This is a genomic window from Nonomuraea sp. NPDC048892 (assembly GCF_040649735.1).
Lineage (GTDB): Bacteria > Actinomycetota > Actinomycetes > Streptosporangiales > Streptosporangiaceae > Nonomuraea > Nonomuraea maheshkhaliensis.
Window position 1 is genome coordinate 96,138 of record NZ_JBEZFZ010000016.1, and the last position, 20,207, is coordinate 116,344.

Sequence of the window (20,207 nt, forward strand, 5' to 3'; positions counted from 1 at the left end):
CCGACCGAAGCTCACCAACCCTCGTCGAGGCCGCAGATGTTCACCGTGACGCTCTTCTGGCTGCGGGCGGGGGTGATCACCTCGAAGACCACGCGGTACGTGCCCTCTCCCTTCCATGTGATGGACGGGAGCAGCGGCCGTGACCCTGGCGTGCCCGACTGCCTGCCCTGGTTCTGGCCGTTGACCAGCCAGCGGTAGCTGTAGGTGCCGGTGGCGGAGACCTTGGCCCAGATGTTCATGTCGTAGCGCCAGCAGTCGCCCACCCTGATGCCCTCATAGGTGAATGTCACCGACTTGACGCCGCCGCCGGTGGACGGCTCGGCGGTGGTGGGCTTCACGCTCGGCTGCGCCGTGGTGGTCTTCCTCGTGCGGACGGGCGTGGGGGTGGGTGGCGCGGGCGTGTCGCGGGGGGTCTGCGTGGTCTTCGGGGTTCGGGCCGGGGTCTTGGTAGGTCTCAGGGTTCTGGCCGACTGCTTGGCCTTGCTCGTCGTACGGGTCGAGGCGGGGGTGGAGGCCGGGCCGGTGATGGCGGCCGTCGTGCCGGGGCCGCCTCCGCGCCAACCGGGCCACCACACCCACGCGGCGGCCACGCCCGCCGTCACGACGACCGCCGTGCCGCCGGCCAGGAGCGCGAGCACGAGACCGTTGCGGGACGACGTGCGCATGGGACCGGTCGTCTCGTGCGCGAAGGCCCTGCCATGGACGGCCCCGTGAACCGCCCCAGGTCCGGGGATCGGCCCGGGGCCACCGCCCGCTCCGGGGCCACCGGCCGTGCCCGGGGGCGGTCCCGCTGGGAAGAGGGCGGGGCGGGGCGGCTGGGGTGGGCGCACGGGGGACGCGCCGATGAGCTGGAAGAGGACGTCCTGCATGGCCGGGCGGGCCGTGGGATCCTTGGCCAGGCAGGCGTGCACGATCGAGCGCAGCGGCTCAGGCACGCCGTCCAGCCGCGGCTCCTCGTACTGGATCCTCCTGAGCACCGCGGGCAGCGAGTCGTTGCCGAACGGCGGCGCGCCGGTGACCGCGTACACCATCACCGACCCCCACGCGAACACGTCCACGGCCGGCCCGGCGGGCGCGCCGAGGAACTGCTCGGGAGCCATGTACGCGGGCGTCCCCACGATGCTGCTGGTCCGGGTCACCGCGTCGTCCATGGCGCGGGCGATGCCGAAGTCGATGACGCGCGCCCCGTCGCGGCCGAGCAGCACGTTCGCCGGCTTGAAGTCGCGGTGCACGACCCCGGCCCGGTGGATGGCGGCCAGCGCGGTGGCGGTGGCGACGGCCAGGCGTTGCAGGTCCGCCCCCATGTGCGGGCCGGCCTGCTGCAGCGAAGGCCCTTCGACGTACTCGGTCACGATGTACGGCCGCCCGCCCAGCGAGGCGTCCAGCACCTGCGCGATGCAGAACGGCTCCACCCGCCGCGCGGCGGCGATCTCCTTGGCGAAGCGGCCGTCGCCGATCACGCCCTCGCGCAGCACCTTGATCGCGACGCGGGTGCCGTCGGGGGCGGAGCCCAGGTAGACGATGCCCTGGCCGCCCTCGCCGAGTTGCCCGACGATCCGGTAGGGGCCGATGGCCTCGGGCGTCATTGGTAGTCGTCCAAAGAGCAGACTTCGATCGTGATGCTCTTGCGGGTGGCGGCGGGCGCGGTGACGTTGAGGGCGATCGTGTGGCGGCCGGCGTCCAGCATGTACTGCCCGGACGTCACGAACGCCGTGTACTCGCCCTCCGACACCCAGGACCTGTTGTTCACGCGGACCTGGCCGTCGATGGTCCACTTGTACGAGACCCAGATGCCCGGCCTGCTCGACTCCACCGAGGTCTGGAAGTGCACCGGGGGCATGTAGCAGCCGCTCGCGTCCGACTGGCCCGGGCCGCCGAACATGTCGATCTGCAGGATGCTGATCCTGGCGCTGGTGGCGGGCTTCCTGGTGGTCCTGGTCGGGGCGGGGGTCGGACGGGCGCTCGTGCGCGCCGGTGTACTTGTCCGGGTGGGGGTCGCGGTGGGCTTCCGGGTGGGTTTCTGGGTCTTGGGGGCGGTGGTACGGGGCTTTGAGGTGGTCTTCGTGGGCTTATGGCTGGGTTCCGGCGTCCTGTCCGCCGTGTCGTCCTCGTCGGCGTCCGGGTCGGTGTCTTGATCGGTGTCCTGGCTGGTGCCCGGGGTGGGGGAGCCCGCGGAGAGGAACGCCGTGCCCTTCCAGCCCGACCAGGGGGCGGCCCAGACGACACCGGCGATGAGCGCCGCCACCATGAACCCGGCCACCCCGGCGGCCACGGCCACCAGCACCGACCCCCGCCGCTTACCCCGGTACTCGGCCCCGTTCCCCGGCGCCTGCCCAGACCCATGTCCCGGTCCGTAGCCGTGACCGTGCCCCGCGCCCGCTCGCCCCGCGCCCGGTGGCATCGCCCCCGGCGGCCCTGGCATGGGAGTGCCCTGGGCCCAGCCGCCCAACCCCGGCCCCGGCCCCGACGCCGGCCCCGCCCCAGGCCCTGCACTGGACTGCGGTGGTGGGCCGGCGTTCTGGCCGCTGAGAAGGCGCAGGATCACGTCCCGCATCGTCGGCCGCCGCCCCGGATCCTTGGCCAGGCAGTCGTACACGATCGCACGCAACCCGTGCGGCAGCTCGCCCAGCTGAGGCTCGTTGTTCAGGATCCGGTTGATGATCGCGGGCATCGTGTCCTGCCCGAACGGCGGCGCGCCCGTCCCCGCCCACACCATCACCGACGCCCACGCGAAGACGTCCGCCGCCGGACTCAGCGGCTGCCCGGCGAGCTGCTCAGGAGCCATGTAGGAGAGCGTCCCCACGATCCCGCCGCCGTGCGTGACGGGGTCGTCCATGGCGCGGGCGATGCCGAAGTCGATGACACGCGGCCCGCCGGGCCCGAGCAGCACGTTCGCGGGCTTGAAGTCGCGGTGCACGACCCCGGCCTGATGGATGGCGGCCAGCGCGGTGGCTGTGGCGACCGCGAGCCGCTGCAGGTCGGCGCCGGTGTGGCGGCCCGCCTGCTGGAGCGAGGGGCCCTCGACGTACTCGGTCACGATGTACGGCTGCCGGTCGTCCGGCGAGGCGTCGAGCACCTGCGCGATGCAGAACGGCTCCACCCGCCGCGCCGCCTCGATCTCCTTGGCGAACCGCGCCCCGAACCCGGCGCCGCCGCGCAGCACCTTGACCGCGACGCGCCGGCCGTCGGGCGCCTGCCCGAGATAGACGGTGCCCTGCCCGCCCGCGCCGAGGCGGCCGAGCAGCCGGTACGGTCCTACCGCCGGTGGGTCGTCCTCCCGCAGCGGTTCGACGTTCGCCATGAGAGAAGTGACTCCTGAGACGGGTGCGGCAGATCTTTACGTACGATAGCGACTCGAATCAGGATTTGTGGTGAAGTCACACACCCACCGAAGGTTCCTTCATCCAGACCTCAGTAGTCCCGCGCCCGTGGCAGCGCCGCCACCACGACCAGCCCGCCGCCCTCCCTGGGCCGCGCCCTGACGTCACCGCCGTGCGCCACCGCCACCGACCTGACGATCGACAACCCCAGCCCGGCGCTGGTCCCGGTCACCGTCCGCTCGGGCCGGTGCCGGTGGAACGGCTTGAACAGCAGCGGCACGTCGTACGGCGCCACGCTCGGCCCGGTGTTGCTCACCTCCACCTCCACCTGGAACTCCGACACGGTACGGCTGACGATCCGCACCCACCCGGTGCCGTCGTCGAGGTTGTAACGCAGCCCGTTCTCCACCAGGTTGTGCACCAGCCGTTCGAGCAGCAGCGCGTCCCCGGTGGTCGGGGCGGGGGCGCTGACCTCGTACAGGGTGACCTTGCGGTCGGCGGCCTCGTCGGCGCTCTGCGCGGCCACGTGCGTCACCACGTCCGCCAGGTCGACCGGCGAGCGGTCCGCGACGTCCTGCTCGGACCTGGCCAGCAGCAGCAGCCCGTTGATGAGCCGTTCGTGCCGGGTGTTGATCTCCAGCAGGCTCTCGCCCAGCTCCTTGACGTCGGTCGTGGCCGTACGGCGGTGCATGGCCAGCTCGACCAGCGCCCGGTTCAACGTCAGCGGCGTACGCAGCTCGTGGGAGGCGTTGGCCACGAACCGGCGCTGCCCGTCGAAGGAGTGGTCGAGCCGCTCCACCATGGTGTCGAACGTGTCGGCCAGGTCCTTGACCTCGTCGGCGGGGCCGCTGAGCGCGATGCGTTCGTGCAGCCCGCGTTCGGCCATGGGAGCGGCGGCGATCCTGCGGGCGGTGTCGGTGACCAGCCGCAGCGGCGCCAGCATCCGGCCCGCCACCACCCAGCCCAGCCCCACGGCCCCGCCCCCGACCACGACCAGCGCGACGGCGCCCTGCGCGAGCAGCGAGGTGAGCGCGGCGGACTGGATCCCCGCCTCCTGCTGCCGCAGCCACTCCTTCGCCTCCTCGCCGTAGACGGTGACGCCGTCCCTGGTGAGGAAGACCTGCTTGCTCCTGCCGGGCTCGGAGGAGGAGAAGCGTTCCTCGAAGGTCCGGTCGAGCTGCTGGTTGAACAGCAGGTACGTGACCGCCAGCAGGGCCAGCCCGGCGAGGAAGAACAGCGCCCCGTAGACGGCCGTGAGCCGCAGCCTGAGCGTGGGCCGCAACGTGCTGGGCCGCGGAAGTCTCATGCGATCCGGTACCCGACCCCGGCCACGGTCTGCACGACCGGCGGGTTGGCGAGCTTGCGGCGCAGCTTGAGTATGGTGAGCCGGACCGCGCCCGTGAACGGGTCGGCGTTCTCGTCCCATGCCTTCTCCAGCAGTTGCTCGGCGGACACGACCGCGCCGTCCGCGCGCAGCAGCTCGGTCAGGACGGCGAACTCCTTCTTCGACAGCGGCACGAACCGCCCGTTCCTGAACACCTCCCTGCGCGCCGGGTCGAGCGTGATCCCGGCCCGCCGCAGCACGGGCGGCACGGCCGGCCGCGAACGCCGCCCGAGCGCCAGCACCCTGGCGGCCAGCTCGGGGAAGGCGAACGGCTTGGGCAGGTAGTCGTCGGCGCCCAGGGACAGCCCGGTCACCCGGTCGTCGAGCTGGGCGGCGGCCGTGAGCATCAGCACCCGGGCGGCGCACTCGGAGGCCACCATCTCCCGGCACACCTCGTCGCCGTGCACGCGCGGCAGGTCGCGGTCCAGCACGACCACGTCATAGTCGTTGACCGCGATCCGCTCCAGCGCGGCCGCACCGTCGTGCGCCAGATCGACCGCGTGGGTCTCCTCGCGCAGCCACTCGGCGATCGCGTCGGCGAGCGTCGGCTCGTCCTCAACCACCAGTACCCGCATGGCGTCCTCAGGTCCTTTCCGTCCGCTTACGAAGCCGAGTGTGACGGAACGGATATTCGTTCCGGATAAGCCGCCGCGTTCCGGATAAGCCGCGCGTTCCGGATGAGCAGCCGGCGGAAACGCTGAGGAAACGCCCCGACCTATTGCATCTCCCCTCGAACGGCATTCATTCGACGGAGGAGAACTGTCATGCGAGGACGAATCCTCGGCGCGCTGGTCACGGCGCCGCTGACGCTCACCCTGGTCCTGACGGGCTGCGGCGCGGACGGCGGGGGCGGGGCGGACGTGGCCTCGGTGAACGGGGGCGCGTCGAACCAGAGCACGGCTGGCGCCAAGCCCAGCGAGGACCCTCAGGAGAGGGCGCTCAAGTTCGCCCAGTGCATGCGCGAGAACGGCATCGACGTGCCCGACCCCGACTCCAGCGGCAGGTTCACGATGAGGTTCGACAAGAACACGCCCCAGGAGAAGGTCGACGCGGCCCAGAACGCCTGCAAGCAGTACGCCCCGAGCGGCCAGCGCAAGGGCGGCGGAGACCCCAAGATGGCCGAGAACCTGCGCAAACTCGCCCAGTGCATGCGCGACAACGGCGTCGAGAACTACCCCGACCCCGAGGGCGGCATGATGCGCATCACCCGCGACGTCGGCGAGGACCCCGACTTCAAGTCCGCGCAGGAGAAGTGCCAGAAGGAGTCCGCCGAGGCCGGTATGGGAGGTTCCTGATGGGCCCGGTGACCGACGGGACCACGCTCGACGGCACGGCGGAGCGCGCGGCCCCGCCGCCGCGCCGGCGCCGCCGCGGCAGGGGCAGGCTGGTGGCGGGGCTGCTGGCCGTGGCCGCCGTCGCGGGCGGCGCGCTCGTCGCGGTGAACGGCGCGGGCGTGCTGGAGGCCGGCGCCGGCCCGACCAAGGCGGCCGCCGTGCTGCCGCCCGCGACCACGACGGTGACCAGGCAGACGCTGAACGACACCAGGGACGCCGACGGCGAGCTCGGCTACGGCCCGGTGACCACGGCCGTGAGCAGGCAGCCCGGCACCATCACCTGGCTGCCCGACAGCGGCGCGACGATCAGCCGCGGCCGGTCGCTGTTCCGGGCGGACAACAAGCCGGTCGTGCTCATGTACGGCGACCGTCCCGCCTACCGCGACCTGCGCGACGGCATGGAGGGCAAGGACGTCGAGAACCTGGAACGCAACCTGGACAAGCTCGGCTACGACGGCTTCACCGTGGACGACGAGTTCACCTGGGACACCGCCCAGGCCGTCATGGAGTGGCAGGAGGATCGCGGCCTGGAGGAGACCGGCGTGGTCGAGCTGGGCCGGGTCGTGTTCGCCCCCGGCAAGGTCCGCGTGGAGAGCCTCGACACCGAGGAGGGCGCGCCGGTCACGCCGGGCATGAAGGTGCTGACGTACACGGGCACGGCCAAGGTGATCACGGTGCAGCTCGACGCCGAGGATCAGCGGATGGCCAAGAAGGGCGCCAAGGTCGAGGTCACGCTGCCGGACGGCAAGAGCGTCAAGGGCAAGGTGACCGAGGTGGCCACGGTCATCGTGCCGGGGGAGGGGCAGGAGGAGCCGCAGACGCGGGTGGAGGCGCTGGTCTCGATCGGCGCCGCCAAGTCCGCGAAGGGGCTCGACAAGGCCGCGGTGGACGTGACGTTCACCGCCTCGCAGCGCAAGAACGTGCTCACCGTGCCGATCGCGGCGCTCGTGGCGTTGCAGGAGGGCGGCTACGGCCTTGAGGTCGTCGAGGGCGGCAGGTCCCGCTATGTCGGGGTCGAGACCGGTCTGTACGCGGGCGGCCGGGTCGAGGTCTCGGGCGACGGGCTGAGCGAGGGCATGACCGTGGGGATCGCGAAATGACGTACCCCATGATCGCCTTGAGGGACGTGTCACGGACGTATCCCGGCGGCGTGGCGGCGCTGCGGTCGGTGTCGCTGCGGATCGGCCACGGCGAGCTGGTCGCCATCGCGGGCCCGTCGGGGTCGGGGAAGTCGACCATGCTCAACGTCGTCGGCACCCTCGACCGGCCGTCCTCGGGAAGTCTGCACATCGACGGCTACGACGTCTCGACGTTGTCCGACAACCAGTTGTCGGCGCTGCGGGCGACCACCATCGGGTTCGTCTTCCAGTCGTTCCACCTGGCCGCGAAGGTGCCGGCGCTGGACAACGTGGCCGACGGCCTCGTCTACACCGGCCTCGGCCGGGCCGAGCGGCGCCGTCGTGCGGCGGTCGCGCTGGAGCGGGTGGGGCTCGGGCACCGCATGGACCACGAGCCCCACGAGCTGTCGGGTGGGGAACGGCAGCGGGTGGCCATCGCCAGGGCGGTGGCGGGCGATCCGCCGCTGCTGCTGGCCGACGAGCCGACCGGCGCGCTGGACTCGGTCTCGGGGGCCGGGGTGATGGAGCTGCTGCACGAGCTGAACGCGGGCGGCACCACCATCGTGATCATCACCCACGACCGGGAGATCGCGGCCGGCCTGCCCCGGCAGGTGCGGATGCGCGACGGCGAGATCGTCTCCGACTCCGCAGTCGCCTCGGAGCCTTCGGCGGGGGCTGTGTCATCTGGGTCAGTTTCGTCCGGGTCTGTCTCGTCCGGGTCTGTCTCGTCCGGGTCTGTCTCGTCCGGGTCTGTGGAATCGGGGGTGGCGTGATGGCGGTCGTCGAGGTGCCGCGGCCGAAGCCGGCGCCGGCCAGGATGCGGCCGCGCGACGTGATGCGGGTCGGCGCGGTCGGCCTGCGCACGCGCCCGCTGCGGGCGTTCCTGTCCGCACTGGGCATCGCGATCGGCATCGCGGCCATGGTCGGCGTGGTCGGGCTCTCGTCCTCCTCGGGCGCGGAGCTCGACCGCCAGTTGTCGGCCCTGGGCACGAACCTGCTGACCATCTCCTCGGGCACCACGCTCATGGGCGAGGCGGCTCAGATGCCGGTGGACGCGGAGGTCATGATCGAGCGGATCGGCCCGGTACAGGCCGCGTCCTCGATCGGAAAGGTCGCCGAGGCGAAGGTCTACCGCTCGGAACGGATCCCGCAGGCGCAGACGGGCGGCCTCAACGCCTACGCCGCCCGCCTCGACCTGCCCGCCACGGTCGGCGCGACCCTGCGCAGCGGGACGTGGCTCAACGCGGCCACGGAGCGGTACCCGGCCGCCGTGATCGGCGCGTCCGCCGCCCAGCGGCTCGGCATCGGGCCGGTCGGCGAGGACACGCAGATCGTCGTCGGCGGCGTGCGGTTCGCGGTCGTCGGCGTGCTGGAACCGGTGGCGCTGGCCGCCGAGCTGGACAGTGGCGTCATGATCGGCTGGCCGGTGGCCGAGGAGCGGCTGGGCTTCGACGGGCATCCGACCGTTCTCTACACGCGGGCGGAGGAGGCCAGACTGGAGTCCGTACGGCAGGTGCTGGCGGGCACGGCGAACCCGGAGGCGCCGAACGAGGTGGACGTCTCCCGCCCGTCCGACGCGCTGGCCGCCAAGCAGGCGACCAACGAGGCGTTCGCCAACCTGCTCCTGGGTGTGGGCGCGGTGGCGCTGCTGGTGGGCGGGGTCGGGGTGGCCAACACGATGGTCATCTCGGTGCTGGAACGCCGCGCGGAGATCGGCCTGCGCCGCTCGCTCGGGGCGACCAGGGGGCAGATCCGCACCCAGTTCCTGGCGGAGTCGCTGCTGCTGTCGGCGCTGGGCGGGCTCGGCGGCATCCTGCTGGGGACGGCGGTGACGATGGGGTACGCCCTCTACAGCGGCTGGCCCTCGGTCATACCGGCCTGGGCCACGCTCGGCGGCCTGGCCGCGACCCTGGCCATCGGCGCCGTCGCGGGGCTCTACCCGGCGGTCCGCGCCTCCCGCCTCTCCCCAACGGAGGCGCTGTCCACCCCGTGACCCGGCCCCGGGCGTCAGCCGGTCGCGTAGCAGATCGTCTTGCCCACCACCCGGACGCCGGGCCGGTCGCCGGACAACACGGTCAGCTCGAACGTCACCCGGGTCAGGGGGTCACGCAACAACGACACCTGGTGGGCCTCGTCGCGCAGGTCGAGATCGTCGACGACCTCGGCGTACCCCATGGCCCGAAGCCGCCGCAGCAGCCCGGCCGGCGCGTCCTCGGCGTCGGTCTCCGCCTGGAAGAAGTGCCGGGTCTGGCCGGGGACGCAGGTGTCGTCGTCGGCCCGCCGCACCGCCGACAGCCGCAGCTCCGCCGCGCCGAGCAGGTCGCCGGCGTCGGAGTCGAGCCGCCGGGAGGCCTCCGCCAGCGTGGACAGTTCGGACGGGGCCGCGCACGCCGTCATCGCCGCGAGACAGAAGAGCACCGCGGACAGGGCGTGACGGCGGGTGCGCACGCGATGATCTTAGCCAAGATCACCGATTGCTAACGGCCCAATCACGAAAAGCGCAGCCACCGCACCAGGGCCGCCGGGCCGGCGGCCGGCCGCGAGCACCGGGGCAGGACCGCTGCTACGCCACTAGGGCCGCCAGCGTCGCAGGTCCGTCTCCTTCTCGTACGCCTGCGGATCCGGATAGCTCACCAGCTCCACGGTCGAGCCCCAGGGCGTGCGGCAGTGGACGAACCGGTTGCGCTCGCCCGCCTCGGGCCCCGGCAGCGGCACCGGCTCCGACAGCGGACTCCCGCCCGCCTCGGTCACCAGCCGCAGCGCCTCGTCCACGTCGTCCACGTACACGGCGACGTGCTGCCAGCCCAGATCGCACGGCAGCGCCGCCTCCCCCTGGCGGGGCCCGCTGAACTCGAACAGCTCGATCCCCGGCCCGTTCGGCAGCCGCAGCATGCGCACCGCCACCTCGGCCGTCCCCTGGGGCACGCCGAGCCGTCGTTCCGTGCCCCAGCCGCCCTTGGGGCCGTCCGAGCGCGGAAGGGTGTCGTAGAGGACCTCGGCGCCGAAGGCGCGGGCGAAGAACTCGGTCGCCGCGTCGAGATCGGGCACGGTCACTCCGACGTGGTCGATGCCGCGTGCGGTCATGCGCCACCTCCTGTCCTGGCCAGCGCGTCGAGCTTGCGTTCGATGCGATCGAGCCGGGCGCGCAACTCGTCGATGTCGCCGCGCTCGGCGTTCTCCTCCTCGGGGCGCAGCCGGACGAGCACCGCGCCGCCGGGCTCCAGGCGCACGAGCCGGGTGTCGGCCACGCTCGTACCGCCCCTGAGCTGGATCGTCACGTCCAGATCGGACTGGCGCAGGCCCAGCCGCCGCAGCGCGCGGTGCAGGTACTGCCCGTCGCGCGCCAGCACGACCGGGCCGCCCTCCACGAGCTTGCCGGCCATCGGCACGGCGGCGGCCAGCCGCACCACCACCGCGTTGACCGCCATCAGGATCACCACCCCGGCCAGGCCGCCGGCCAGCGAGTTGTCCGGGCCGATGATCGCGTTCTGGACGACGTTGCTCATCAGCAGCATGACCACGAAGTCGAAGTTGTTGAGCTGGGCGATGCCGCGCTTGCCGCCGATCCGCAGCAACGCGGCCACGGCGAGATAGACGACGACGGTCCTGATGGCCTTGTCGGCGAGCGAGACACCTGTGTGAAACAGGTCGTCTGTCATAGACGCCCCCGGAGCCTCCCGATCGGCCCCAGTTCGTCCACGCACCGCCCCAGCCCGAGCGCCACGGCCTCCAGCGGGTGCTCGGCCCGGCGTACCGGCATGCACAGCGTCTCGCGCAGCCGCCGGCCGAGCCCGCGCAGCAGCGCACCCCCGCCGACCAGCACCGCGCCGCGCACCCCGAGGTCGGCGGTCAGCTCGGCCGGGCAGCGCTCGACCGTCTCCATCGCCGTCCGCACGATCGACTCGACCGGCTGCGCGGTCGCCTCGAAGATCCGCTCCACGGGCAGCGTCAGCTCGCGCTCACGCCCGGTGTCGGGGTCGCGGGCGTGCACCATGATCTCCCGGTCCCCGCCGCCCGCGCGGCGCTTGGCCGACTCGGCCTCGGGCTCGTCGAGCAGCAGCCCGTGCTCGCGCTCGACGAAGCGGGCGATGGCCCGGTTGACGGCCTGCCCCCCGTACGGCACAGAACCGGCCGCCACCACCGACTCCCCGGACAGTACGGCGATCCGCGCCGCGTCCCGGCCGATGTCGATCACCATGTGCCCGGTGCAGTCGTCCAGCTCCATCCCGGCCCCCAGCGCGGCGGCCAGGGCGTGCGGGACGAGCTGCACCGTCCGCGCCTCCGCCTCGTAGGCGATGTCACGCAGCGCCGCCCGGTCGATCGGGGTGGAGTCGGCGGGCAGCGCCATGACCACGCGCGGGCGGGCGTACGGATGCCAGTGCACCTTGCGCAGGAAGTGCCGGATCATGCGCCGGGCCAGCTCGGTGTCGGCGGGCAGCCCGCCGCTGACCGGCCAGCACGTACGCCCGCCCCCGCCCAGTGCGGCGGCTTCCACGCCGTACCCGATGACCTTGCCCGTCCGGCCGTCACACATGACAGCGGAGGGCTCGTCGAGCACGATGCCCTTGCGCCTGGCGTAGATCCGCGTGCTCGCGGCTCCCAGATCCATTGCGAGGTCACGACCGAGGAGTCTCATTGGCGTATCCCTTTCCTGGACCGCTCCAAAGCAACACCAGGAACGCAAAGGAACCCCTTTACCCTGAAACCGTGCTCGCCTACGACCGCGAAGCGCCGGGGCCATGATCGCGCTGGTGGCGCCGCCGAACAGGCGGCTGCGGCCGCCTCCCGTGCCGCAGGGCAAGGTCGAGGCCGGTTTCGCGTCGTAAGCGGTGTCATGCGAAGCTGTCAGTGTCCCCAACACCTTGGAGGTCCTCATGGCGGATACACCGGAGCCGGAAGTCAGCGAAACTCCCGAGGACGAGATGAAGCGCAAGTTCCGTGAGGCGCTGGAGCGCAAGCGCAGCCAGGCCGCGGGCTCGGGCGCGGGTGGCAGGGGCGTCGACCCTTCGAAGATCCACGGGGCGCACGGTCCGGCTGCGAGTAAGAGATCGTTCAGGCGCAAGAGCGGCGGCTGAGGCTGAAAAATCCGAGGGGGTACGGCATGCCCGTGCCCCCTTCTTCATTCCCGGACGAAGGTAGATCTTTCGACCTGTTCGTGGCGAAACGTTTGCGTATGTCCGTTTCCATAGTTAGAGTAACGGCCATTACCAGCCGGTGACCTAGTCCTTACCCAAAGAGACTGCCGACTGGCGCCGAATCCCGAACCCAGGGAACCGGGGACCCACCTCATGGGGTGAATCCGGCCACACGCCGGTAGGGCATCTCCACGCCCGAACCCGTCAGCTAACCCGGTAGGCGTGATGGAGAGGACCGATCACCCCATGCATCAGCGTGTCACACCCCCGGACCGCGTGCCGGCCGCCTACTAGAGCGGCCCCCTTCTCCAAAGGCTCGTCATTTTGCGCATCGCGTAGCGACGTCAGGTGAATTTCCCGCTACGCGCCATTCCCCCATGGGCGCAAACTCCCTTGTCCCCTCGCGAAGGGTTTACCTTTTCATGTCTGCCCGTTCTGGCCTGCGTTCCCTCACCCTCCTTACCGCAATCGCCATCGGCACGCTGACCATCGCCGGCCCGGCCGCTCACGCCGCCACCGGCACGGACGAGAAGGTCCTGCTCAAGGGCTCCACCACGGCCTCGTACTTCTGGGACGACGCCTCGGGCCGCGCCGGCGACACCGGCCTGCCCGCCAGTGGCAAGCCCATGCAGAAAGGGCTGGCCGCCAGCCCCAGCTGGCCCCTCATGACCGAGGGGTACGTGATGTACAAGGGCAAGAAGATGCCCTTCTTCGTGGGCGACCGCGGCCCCGGTGAGCCCTCCAACCGCGGCATCATGCTCGACCTCGACGCCAAGACGTTCGCCGAGCTGACCGGCGGCCGGTTCAACTCCAGCACGCTGGGCGTGGACGGCGTCGGCGGCCAGGGCCACATCGAGATCGACTACGTCATCACCAAGTGGGGCGACGGCCTGGGCAAGAAGAACTACCCGGTCCCGTTCTCGACCCGCGCGTGGGCCGAGCGTGACCGCAACCCGGCCACCCCGCCGCAGGACGAGGCCCAGAGCTGACGCAGGACGTCCGCCTTTGCAGAGTCAAGACCAGAATGTCATTCTGGTCTTCGTGACCAACCGCGCAGCCGCGAACGGCATCGACATCGCCTACGAGAGCTTCGGCTCACCGCAGGGCCGGCCCCTGCTCCTCATCATGGGCCTCGGCGCCCAGCTGATCCAATGGGACGAAGGGCTCTGTGAGCTCCTCGCGGAGCAGGGGCACCACGTCGTCCGGTACGACAACCGCGACGTGGGGCTGTCCACCCACTTCCACGACGCGGGCGTACCGGCGGCGGGATCGCCCGCCCCCTACCTGCTGGACGACATGGCCGACGACGCCGCGGCCCTCATGGACGTGCTCGGCTGGCCGTCCGCCCACGTGGTGGGGGCCTCGATGGGCGGCATGATCGCCCAGGCGCTGACCATCCGCCACCCCGAGCGGGTGCTGACCCTCACCTCGATCATGTCCACCCCCGCCCCGTCCGTCGCCCCGCCCACCGAGGCCGCCTCCGCGGCGCTCATGGGTCGCCCGCCCGCCGACCGCGAGTCGGCGCTGGAGCAGGCGGTGGAGCGGTGGGCGGTCATCGGCTCGCCCGGCTACGAGCTGGACCGCGAGCGGATCATAGAGATGGCCGGGCGTTCCTTCGACCGCAGCTTCGACCCGGCGGGCACGGCCAGGCAGTTCGCCGCCATCATGGCGTCGGGCGACCGTACGGAGGGGCTGAAGGGGGTGCGCGTGCCGACGCTGGTGCTGCACGGCGAGGCCGACCCGCTCGTCCCCGTGGCTGGCGGCCGGGCGACGGCGGCGGCCGTCCCGGGAGCGCGGCTGGTGACCTACCCCGGCATGGGGCACGACCTGCCGCGCGAGCTCTGGCCCGCCTTCACCGCCGAGATCACCAAGCTGACCTCCGCCTGAGGCGGCGAGCGGTGGCCCGCGCCGCGCGCGCGGGCCACGGCGCTGTCAGATCTCCAGCTTCTCCTCGATGCCCCGCAGCTGGTGCCGGGCCAGCGCCAGGTTGGCGCGCGAGCGGTCGAGCGCGAGGTAGAGGAACAGCCCCTTGCCGCCGCGCCCGGTGATCGGGCGGATGATGTGGTACTGGGTGCTCAGCGAGATCAGGATGTCCTCGATGCTCTCCTTGAGCCCGAGCGAGTCCATCGTGCGGAGTTTGGCCTTGACCACCTCGGTGTTGCCGGCCGCGGCGATCTGGAGGTCGAGGTCCTTGGAGCCGCCGAGCGTGCCCAGCGCCATGCCGCTGCCGTGATCGACGATGGCCGCGCCGATCGTGCCGTCGATGCTCATCATCTCTTTGAGAGAGACGTCAATTCCGGCCATGCTTCTTCCTCTCTTGTCTCTGAACGGGTTCCGCTCAGTGCTTGCGTGCTGCGACGGCGGCCACCGCGGCGGCCGTCTTCCTGCCCTCCAGCCGCAGCAGCCCGACGTTCGCGCCGGGTCCGGCCAGGACCGTGAGGACGATGGTGGGGCCGGCGGCGTAGAAGGCCACGAAGCCGGCGGTGCCGGAGATGAGCGTCTCCTCCAGGGCCCCCTGGCCGGTGATGACCAGCATCCGCCTGCTCATCGCGAGCAGCGCCGCCGACAGCGCCGCGATCTGCTCGGCGGTACGGCTCTCCAGGTCGCAGGCGATCGGCAGGCCGTCCACCGTGCAGGCGACGCTGCCGGCCACGTCCGGCGTACGTCCGCGGAGGAGCGTCATCTCCTCCAGCACCTCTTGTCGTAGCTCCACCGGTGGCCTCCTCCTGAGTGAGGGGAACCTCACGACAGCTCCTCCAGCGCCTTCTTCAGCCGCATCAGCAGCGCCAGATCGGTCGGATCGCCCGTGACGGGCGGCCCCAGCGGCTGGGGGGCCGCCCCGGGATCGTGCGGCGGTCTCCCCGCCGCCGCGTGCTGGCCGCGTTTGGGCAGGCCGGCGGGCTCCGGCTCGGCGAGCAGGCCCGAGGCGGCCAGCCTCCTGACGGCCAGCAGCACCGGGTATGCCGGCCGCCCGATCTGCTTGGCCAGCTCCAGCGGCGTCGCCTTGTGATCGGCCCGGACGACGACCTCCCACTGCACCCGGCTCAGCGTCACGCCCTGCCCGGGCAGCCGCGCCAGCGGGCGTACCGGAAGCGTGTCCACCTCGGCCGACGGCCAGATCTGGGCCAGGTGCGCCCGCCGCCGCGCGCACTCGCGCACCAGCCCCGAGACGTCGAAGAACCACTGCCCGCCCAGCCAGTGCCGCTCGCCCGGCCGGAACTTCGGCCGCGCCCCGCTGACCGGCAGCAGGAAGAAGGCCGCGTCCAGCACCCCGCCGAGCACCGCGTACTGCAGTTCGCCCGCCGTGAGTGGCCCCTCCTCGATCAGCCGCGCGCAGCCGCCGTCGTCCCGCAGCCGGCGCAGCGCCGCCTCGCTCATCAGGCCCCTGGCGGCCAGCAGCCGCTCGACGCTGGGCGCCTGGGCGCACTCCATGTACGTCACGCGCCCGTCCGCGAGGAAGATCGTGCCGCTCCTGCCGACCCGGAGCGCACCCGTGGAGCGCTCGCGGGCCAGGCCGGCCAGGAGGGTGTCCAGCCTGGTCATGGGTCACTTCGTCGTCAGGGCGCTGGAGATGTTCTGCAGGCGGTGCCTGGCCAGGGCCAGGTTGGAACGTTCCCGGTCCAGGCGTACGTAGATGACCAGCGGCCCCTCGAACACGGTCTCCAGCAGCCGCAGCAGATGGTGACCCTTGTCCGTGGTGACGAGCATGTCGTCGATGCGCACGACGTCGCCGGGGCACGTGCGGGCCAGCCCGTCGGTGGTCGCCCGCAGCGCCTCGGTGAGCGCCGCCGCCGACCGGTCGGCGTCCACCCCGGACGCGCTGCTGAAGGCCACCGCCATCCCGCTGGTGTGGTCGACCAGCATGGCGTCCAGCGCCCCCGGTATGGACATGACCTCTGCCAGGCAGGTGTCGACTCCGAGCACGGGACCTCCCTCGCCTTTCATGGAACGGAGGCAAGCGTAAGGGCCCGGCGTCATCCGCTCGCGGCGGAGGAATGGTGGTGTTGGGCTTTTATATGGCTACGGGTAAGAAAAACACCACCAGTACGGATAACTCTACGATTTATGAATGCATCTCACGGCTTCGGAGAATTTGGCCGACATTCTGCTCGGCCCACGTGGCCACCGCCGCCATCGGGCCGTGCAGCGAGTGTCCGAGGTCCGTGAGCGCGTACTCCACCCGCGGCGGCACCTCCGCGAACACCTCGCGCGTCACCAGCCCGTCCTGCTCCATGGCCCGCAACGTCTGGGTGAGCACCTTCGGCGTGACCCCGCCGATGCGCTCCCTGAGCTTGGTGAAGCGCATCGGGCCGCCGACGAGGCAGAGCAGCACCAGCGCCGACCACTTGTCGCCGATCCTGTCCAGAACCACCCTGGTCGGACAGTTCGGGTCGAAGACATCGCCGGTATCCATAAGGTACTTATAGCACGATGAAGTAACCAGTATCCGATGGATACTCTTGGTCGCATGAAGATCCTTCTCTTTGGCGCGACCGGCATGGTCGGGCAGCGCATCGCCGCCGAACTCAGCGACCGCGGCCACGAGGTCACCGGCCTCAGCCGCCGCGGCCCCGTCAAGGGCGACATCCACGACACCGCCACCCTGGCCAAGGGCTACGACGCGGTCATCTCCGCCATCGGTCCCGCGCGCGACGTGGACGAGCCCGAGCAGCCCTTCCTCGACGCCAACCGGGCCCTGCTCGACGGCCTGCGCGCGGCCGGGGTGAGCCGCGTGATCGCCATCGGCGGGGCCGGCAGCCTCCAGGTGGCCCCCGGCCTCGACCTGGTCGACACGCCCGAATTCCCCGAGGAGTACAAGAAGGAGTCGCTGGCCGCGCGCTCCGCCCTGCGCATGTATCGGGAGGTGGACGACCTCGACTGGACCTTCGTCTGCCCGCCCGCCGTCATCGCCCCGGGAGAGCGTACGGGGACCTTCCGGGTCGGTGGCGACGAGCTTCTGAGCGATGACGAGGGCAACAGTCACATCTCGGCCGAGGACTTCGCCGTCGCCATCGCCGAAGAGGTGGAGCGGAACGCCAACCCGCGCCGCCGCATCACCGTGGCCTACTGACCGGCCTACTGGCGGGCCTACTGGCGGGCCTACTGACCGGCGAGTTCCTCGCCGGGGTCGTCGGGCAGCAGCGCCTGCTCGTCGGGCTTGTGCACCAGCACGTTGTCCACGTACGACTTCACCGCGGCGGGCAGCCCGACGTCGGCGCCCTCCTGCTCCGACAGGTACCAGCGATGGTCCAGCAACTCGTGGAAGAGCTGCGCGGGCTCCAGCTTCCCGCGCAGCTCCATGGGGATGGCCTCGACCGTCGGCTGGAACACCTCCGCCAGCCACCGGTGCGCCACGATGGCCTCGTCCTCGTGCCGCAGCCCCTTCGCCACCCGGAAGCCGTCGAGGTCGTTGAGCAGCCGCCGCGCCTGGTTCTCCTCGACGTCGAGCCCGGTCAGCCGGAGCAGCCGCCGCTGGTGGTGGCCGGCGTCCACGACCTTGGGCCGGACGATCAGCCGCCCGGTGCCGACCTTGCGCCGCACCATCATCTCGGCCACATCGAAGCCGAGCAGGTTGAGCCGCCTGATGCGCTGCTCCACGCGGTGCCAGTCCACCTCCTCGATGATCTCGCTCTCGTTGATCTCGTTCCACAGGCGGTGGTAGCGGGCCACGATGTCCTCGGCGGTCTCCATCGGGTCGATCGACGGGTGTAGTAGCCCGCCGGCCTCCAGGTCGAGCATCTCGCCGAAGATGTTGGTGTGCGCGGTGTCGATGTCGCCCAGCCGCTGCCCCTCGCTGATCATGGGATGCATCTCGCCGGTCTCGGCGTCCACCAGATAGGCCGCGAACGCCCCCGCGTCGCGCCGGAACAGCGTGTTGGACAGCGAGCAGTCGCCCCAGTAGAAGCCGTTGAGGTGCAGCCGCACCAGCAGCACGGCGAGCGCGTCCAGCAGCCGGGTCAGCGTGTCGGGGCGCAGGGTGCCGGACATGACGGCGCGGTAGGGGAGCGAGTACTGCAGGTGCCGGGTGATCAGGGCGGCGTCCAGCCCCTCCTCACGGCCGGTGACGTACGCGACCGGCTCGACCGAGGGGGCGTCGAGCCTGGCCAGGTCCCACAGGAGCTGGTATTCGCGCTTGGCGTAGCGTTCGCTGATCTCCTTGATCGCGTACACCTTGCCGGACAGCCGGGCGAAGCGCACCACGTGCCGCGAGATGCCGCGCGGCAGATCGACCAGATGGCGTTGCGGCCAGTCTGCGAGCGGGACCTCCCACGGGAGGCGGATCAGGTCAGGGTCGCCTAGCGCGCCGGTGATCTGCAGGGGCATTTCCACAGGATAAGGTGCATCAGTGGACGAGTTTCTCAAGTGGTACTTTTCTCACAATCCCGTCGCCGCCGCCTCTCTCGGGGCCGAAGGCCACGACCACACCCTCGGTGATCTCACCGCCTCCGGCTGGCAGACACGCGAGCGCGAGCAGGTCCAGTGGCTCGACCGGCTCTCGGCGGCCGAGGCTCCGTCCCTGGACGACGCGATCGACAGGGATCTCGTCCTGTCGCAGCTGAGGGGCTCGATCGCGCTCGCGTCCTGGCCCGAGTGGCGGCGCGACCCCGCCGTCTACCTCTCGACGATCTTCGCGTCCATGTACACCCCGTTCCAGCGCCGGCTCAAGCCCGAGGCCGAGCTGGTCGAGTCGGCCCTGTCCCGGCTGGCCGAGGTGCCCGGGGTGCTGGCCGCCTGCCGCGCGAACCTGGACCCCGACCTGGCCGCCCCGCTGCTGGTCACGCGCGGGCTCGGCCAGGCGCGCACCGGCCGCAACCTGCTCACCCGCACCATCCCGGCCATGGTCGAGGACGCCGAGCTGCGCGCCCGCCTGGCCGAGGCCGCGGAGCCGGCCGCGCGCGCCTTCGACGACCTCGTCGCCTTCCTGGAGGGCTTCGAGTGCGGCGGCACCTGGCGGATGGGCGAGAAGCTCTACTCCACGCTGCTGCGCGAACGCGAGATGCTCGGGTACGGCGCGGCCGAACTGCACGCCAAGGGCCAGGCCGCCTGGTCGGAGCTGGACGCGCGCATGCGCGAGGTGGCGGTCAGGGTCAACGGCGGCGACGACTGGCGGGCGGCCATGGAGTCCCTCATGGACGACCACCCGCCGACGCTGGCCGACATGCGCGCCGAGTACGAGGCCGAGACGCGGCGGGCGCGCGAGTTCGTCCGCGAGCGGGACCTGGTGACGTTCGCCGACGGCGAGGAGTGCGAGGTGCTGCCGTCGGCCGAGTACACCCGGCCGGTCCTGGCCGTGGCCCACTACCTGGCGCCGCCGCCGCTCAGCGCCTCGCGCAGGGGCATCTTCTTCGTGCCGTACACGCCGGACGACTTCACCCCCGAGCAGGTACGCCAGCGCCTGCGCACCAACTCGCGGGCCCAGATGCCCTCCATCGCCGTCCACGAGGCCTACCCCGGGCACCACTGGCACCTGTCGTACATGGCGGGCAACCCCCGTACCGTCAGGAAGGTCTTCAGGACGCCGTACTTCACCGAGGGCTGGGCCCTCTACGTCGAGAAGCTGCTGCACGAGCAGGGCTACTTCGACACCCCGGCCACCGAGCTGGCCCACCTCGACTGCCGGATCTTCCGCGCCGCCAGGATCGTCGTCGACACCGCGCTGCACTGCGAGGACATGTCGGTCGAGGAGGCCGAGACGTTCATGTCCACGAAGGCGTCGCTGTCGCCGGGGACGGCCCAGGGCGAGGTGAGCCGCTACTGCGCCTGGCCCACGCAGGCGCCCTCCTACCTCACGGGTGCCATCGAGATCGACCGCATCCGCGAGTCGTTCCAGGGCACGCCGAAGGAGTTCCACGACCGGATCGCCGGGTCGGGCGGGCTGCCGCTCGGGCTGGCCGAGCAGGCCGCGCTCGCGTAGC

General features: G+C 71.5%; 23 protein-coding genes and 1 riboswitch. Of the genes, 9 read left to right on the forward strand and 14 right to left on the reverse strand.

Going from position 1 to position 20,207, the window contains the following annotated elements:
• Positions 1-11: 11 nt before the first annotated feature.
• From AB0C28_RS38270 to AB0C28_RS38285, 4 genes are all read right to left on the reverse strand, one after another.
• Positions 12-1,586 carry a serine/threonine-protein kinase gene (locus AB0C28_RS38270; RefSeq protein WP_358080352.1) on the reverse strand — a complete coding sequence of 525 codons (1,575 nt, stop codon included), beginning with the start codon at positions 1,584-1,586 and terminating at the stop codon, positions 12-14.
• Entirely contained in the window at positions 1,583-3,301 is a 1,719-nt protein-coding gene (locus AB0C28_RS38275) for a protein kinase (protein ID WP_358080353.1), read from the reverse strand. The genes AB0C28_RS38270 and AB0C28_RS38275 overlap by 4 nt, the downstream gene beginning before the upstream one ends.
• Before the next feature lie 110 nt (positions 3,302-3,411).
• Positions 3,412-4,626: a HAMP domain-containing sensor histidine kinase gene (locus AB0C28_RS38280; RefSeq protein WP_358080354.1), complete on the reverse strand. Its 1,215-nt coding sequence runs from the start codon at positions 4,624-4,626 to the stop codon at positions 3,412-3,414.
• Entirely contained in the window at positions 4,623-5,279 is a 657-nt protein-coding gene (locus AB0C28_RS38285; RefSeq protein ID WP_358080355.1) for a response regulator transcription factor, read from the reverse strand. Before AB0C28_RS38285 ends, AB0C28_RS38280 begins: the two co-directional genes overlap by 4 nt.
• Positions 5,280-5,468: 189 nt before the next feature.
• Here AB0C28_RS38285 and AB0C28_RS38290 point away from each other — a divergent pair, with 189 nt between their 5' ends.
• Genes AB0C28_RS38290 through AB0C28_RS38305 form a run of 4 tightly spaced genes read left to right on the forward strand, consistent with a single transcriptional unit; the run spans position 5,469 to position 9,149 of the window.
• Complete coding sequence (locus tag AB0C28_RS38290; RefSeq protein WP_357848169.1) at positions 5,469-5,999, forward strand: hypothetical protein; 531 nt, start codon at positions 5,469-5,471, stop codon at positions 5,997-5,999.
• Positions 5,999-7,138 carry a peptidoglycan-binding protein gene (locus AB0C28_RS38295; RefSeq protein WP_357848167.1) on the forward strand — a complete coding sequence of 380 codons (1,140 nt, stop codon included), beginning with the start codon at positions 5,999-6,001 and terminating at the stop codon, positions 7,136-7,138. The genes AB0C28_RS38290 and AB0C28_RS38295 overlap by 1 nt, the downstream gene beginning before the upstream one ends.
• Positions 7,135-7,929, forward strand: a complete 795-nt coding sequence (locus AB0C28_RS38300; protein ID WP_358080356.1) for an ABC transporter ATP-binding protein — start codon at positions 7,135-7,137, stop codon at positions 7,927-7,929. The genes AB0C28_RS38295 and AB0C28_RS38300 overlap by 4 nt, the downstream gene beginning before the upstream one ends.
• Positions 7,929-9,149 (forward strand): ABC transporter permease, encoded by a 1,221-nt coding sequence (locus AB0C28_RS38305; RefSeq protein WP_346111977.1) that lies wholly within the window; start codon positions 7,929-7,931, stop codon positions 9,147-9,149. Before AB0C28_RS38300 ends, AB0C28_RS38305 begins: the two co-directional genes overlap by 1 nt.
• 14 nt (positions 9,150-9,163) lie before the next feature.
• Here the strand turns inward: AB0C28_RS38305 and AB0C28_RS38310 are convergent, their stop codons facing one another.
• The 4 genes from AB0C28_RS38310 to AB0C28_RS38325 all read right to left on the reverse strand — a co-directional run bounded on the left by AB0C28_RS38310 (position 9,164) and on the right by AB0C28_RS38325 (position 11,792).
• Positions 9,164-9,604 carry a hypothetical protein gene (locus AB0C28_RS38310; RefSeq protein ID WP_358080357.1) on the reverse strand — a complete coding sequence of 147 codons (441 nt, stop codon included), beginning with the start codon at positions 9,602-9,604 and terminating at the stop codon, positions 9,164-9,166.
• A 123-nt stretch (positions 9,605-9,727) separates the two neighbouring features.
• A complete protein-coding gene (locus AB0C28_RS38315) occupies positions 9,728-10,240 on the reverse strand; it encodes a VOC family protein (protein ID WP_357848160.1) in 513 nt (170 codons plus the stop codon).
• On the reverse strand, positions 10,237-10,815 hold the full coding sequence (locus AB0C28_RS38320) for a YetF domain-containing protein (protein WP_357848157.1): 579 nt from the start codon (positions 10,813-10,815) through the stop codon (positions 10,237-10,239). The genes AB0C28_RS38315 and AB0C28_RS38320 overlap by 4 nt, the downstream gene beginning before the upstream one ends.
• Positions 10,812-11,792, reverse strand: a complete 981-nt coding sequence (locus AB0C28_RS38325; protein ID WP_357848155.1) for a rod shape-determining protein — start codon at positions 11,790-11,792, stop codon at positions 10,812-10,814. The genes AB0C28_RS38320 and AB0C28_RS38325 overlap by 4 nt, the downstream gene beginning before the upstream one ends.
• Positions 11,793-12,030: 238 nt before the next feature.
• On the opposite strand from AB0C28_RS38325, the gene AB0C28_RS38330 reads away from it, so the two are divergent.
• The 3 genes from AB0C28_RS38330 to AB0C28_RS38340 all read left to right on the forward strand — a co-directional run bounded on the left by AB0C28_RS38330 (position 12,031) and on the right by AB0C28_RS38340 (position 14,178).
• Positions 12,031-12,231 (forward strand): DUF5302 domain-containing protein, encoded by a 201-nt coding sequence (locus tag AB0C28_RS38330; protein WP_346111970.1) that lies wholly within the window; start codon positions 12,031-12,033, stop codon positions 12,229-12,231.
• A 165-nt stretch (positions 12,232-12,396) separates the two neighbouring features.
• Positions 12,397-12,529, forward strand: a riboswitch (cyclic di-AMP (ydaO/yuaA leader).
• Positions 12,530-12,713: 184 nt separating this feature from the next.
• Positions 12,714-13,280, forward strand: coding sequence for a hypothetical protein (locus AB0C28_RS38335; protein WP_357848153.1), 567 nt, complete (start codon positions 12,714-12,716; stop codon positions 13,278-13,280).
• 52 nt (positions 13,281-13,332) lie between these two features.
• Positions 13,333-14,178 (forward strand): alpha/beta fold hydrolase, encoded by an 846-nt coding sequence (locus AB0C28_RS38340; protein WP_358080358.1) that lies wholly within the window; start codon positions 13,333-13,335, stop codon positions 14,176-14,178.
• Between the two features lie 45 nt (positions 14,179-14,223).
• Here AB0C28_RS38340 and AB0C28_RS38345 read toward each other — a convergent pair whose 3' ends face one another.
• The 5 genes from AB0C28_RS38345 to AB0C28_RS38365 form a co-directional block, all read right to left on the reverse strand.
• The gene (locus AB0C28_RS38345) at positions 14,224-14,595 is read right to left on the reverse strand and encodes a hypothetical protein (protein ID WP_357848149.1); all 372 of its coding nucleotides are present in this window, start codon (positions 14,593-14,595) and stop codon (positions 14,224-14,226) included.
• 34 nt (positions 14,596-14,629) lie between these two features.
• Complete coding sequence (locus AB0C28_RS38350; RefSeq protein WP_357848147.1) at positions 14,630-15,004, reverse strand: roadblock/LC7 domain-containing protein; 375 nt, start codon at positions 15,002-15,004, stop codon at positions 14,630-14,632.
• Positions 15,005-15,033: 29 nt separating this feature from the next.
• A complete protein-coding gene (locus AB0C28_RS38355) occupies positions 15,034-15,834 on the reverse strand; it encodes a hypothetical protein (protein WP_357848145.1) in 801 nt (266 codons plus the stop codon).
• 3 nt (positions 15,835-15,837) lie between these two features.
• Positions 15,838-16,215 carry a roadblock/LC7 domain-containing protein gene (locus AB0C28_RS38360; RefSeq protein WP_357848143.1) on the reverse strand — a complete coding sequence of 126 codons (378 nt, stop codon included), beginning with the start codon at positions 16,213-16,215 and terminating at the stop codon, positions 15,838-15,840.
• Positions 16,216-16,354: 139 nt separating this feature from the next.
• Entirely contained in the window at positions 16,355-16,705 is a 351-nt protein-coding gene (locus AB0C28_RS38365) for a helix-turn-helix domain-containing protein (RefSeq protein ID WP_346111959.1), read from the reverse strand.
• A 54-nt stretch (positions 16,706-16,759) separates the two neighbouring features.
• Between AB0C28_RS38365 and AB0C28_RS38370 the strand changes: the two genes are divergently transcribed.
• Positions 16,760-17,362, forward strand: coding sequence for an NAD(P)H-binding protein (locus AB0C28_RS38370; RefSeq protein ID WP_357848141.1), 603 nt, complete (start codon positions 16,760-16,762; stop codon positions 17,360-17,362).
• Between the two features lie 29 nt (positions 17,363-17,391).
• Here AB0C28_RS38370 and AB0C28_RS38375 read toward each other — a convergent pair whose 3' ends face one another.
• Positions 17,392-18,615 carry a DUF4032 domain-containing protein gene (locus AB0C28_RS38375; protein WP_357848138.1) on the reverse strand — a complete coding sequence of 408 codons (1,224 nt, stop codon included), beginning with the start codon at positions 18,613-18,615 and terminating at the stop codon, positions 17,392-17,394.
• A 22-nt stretch (positions 18,616-18,637) separates the two neighbouring features.
• Here AB0C28_RS38375 and AB0C28_RS38380 point away from each other — a divergent pair, with 22 nt between their 5' ends.
• Complete coding sequence (locus AB0C28_RS38380) at positions 18,638-20,206, forward strand: DUF885 domain-containing protein (protein ID WP_358080359.1); 1,569 nt, start codon at positions 18,638-18,640, stop codon at positions 20,204-20,206.
• Position 20,207: the final 1 nt, after the last annotated feature.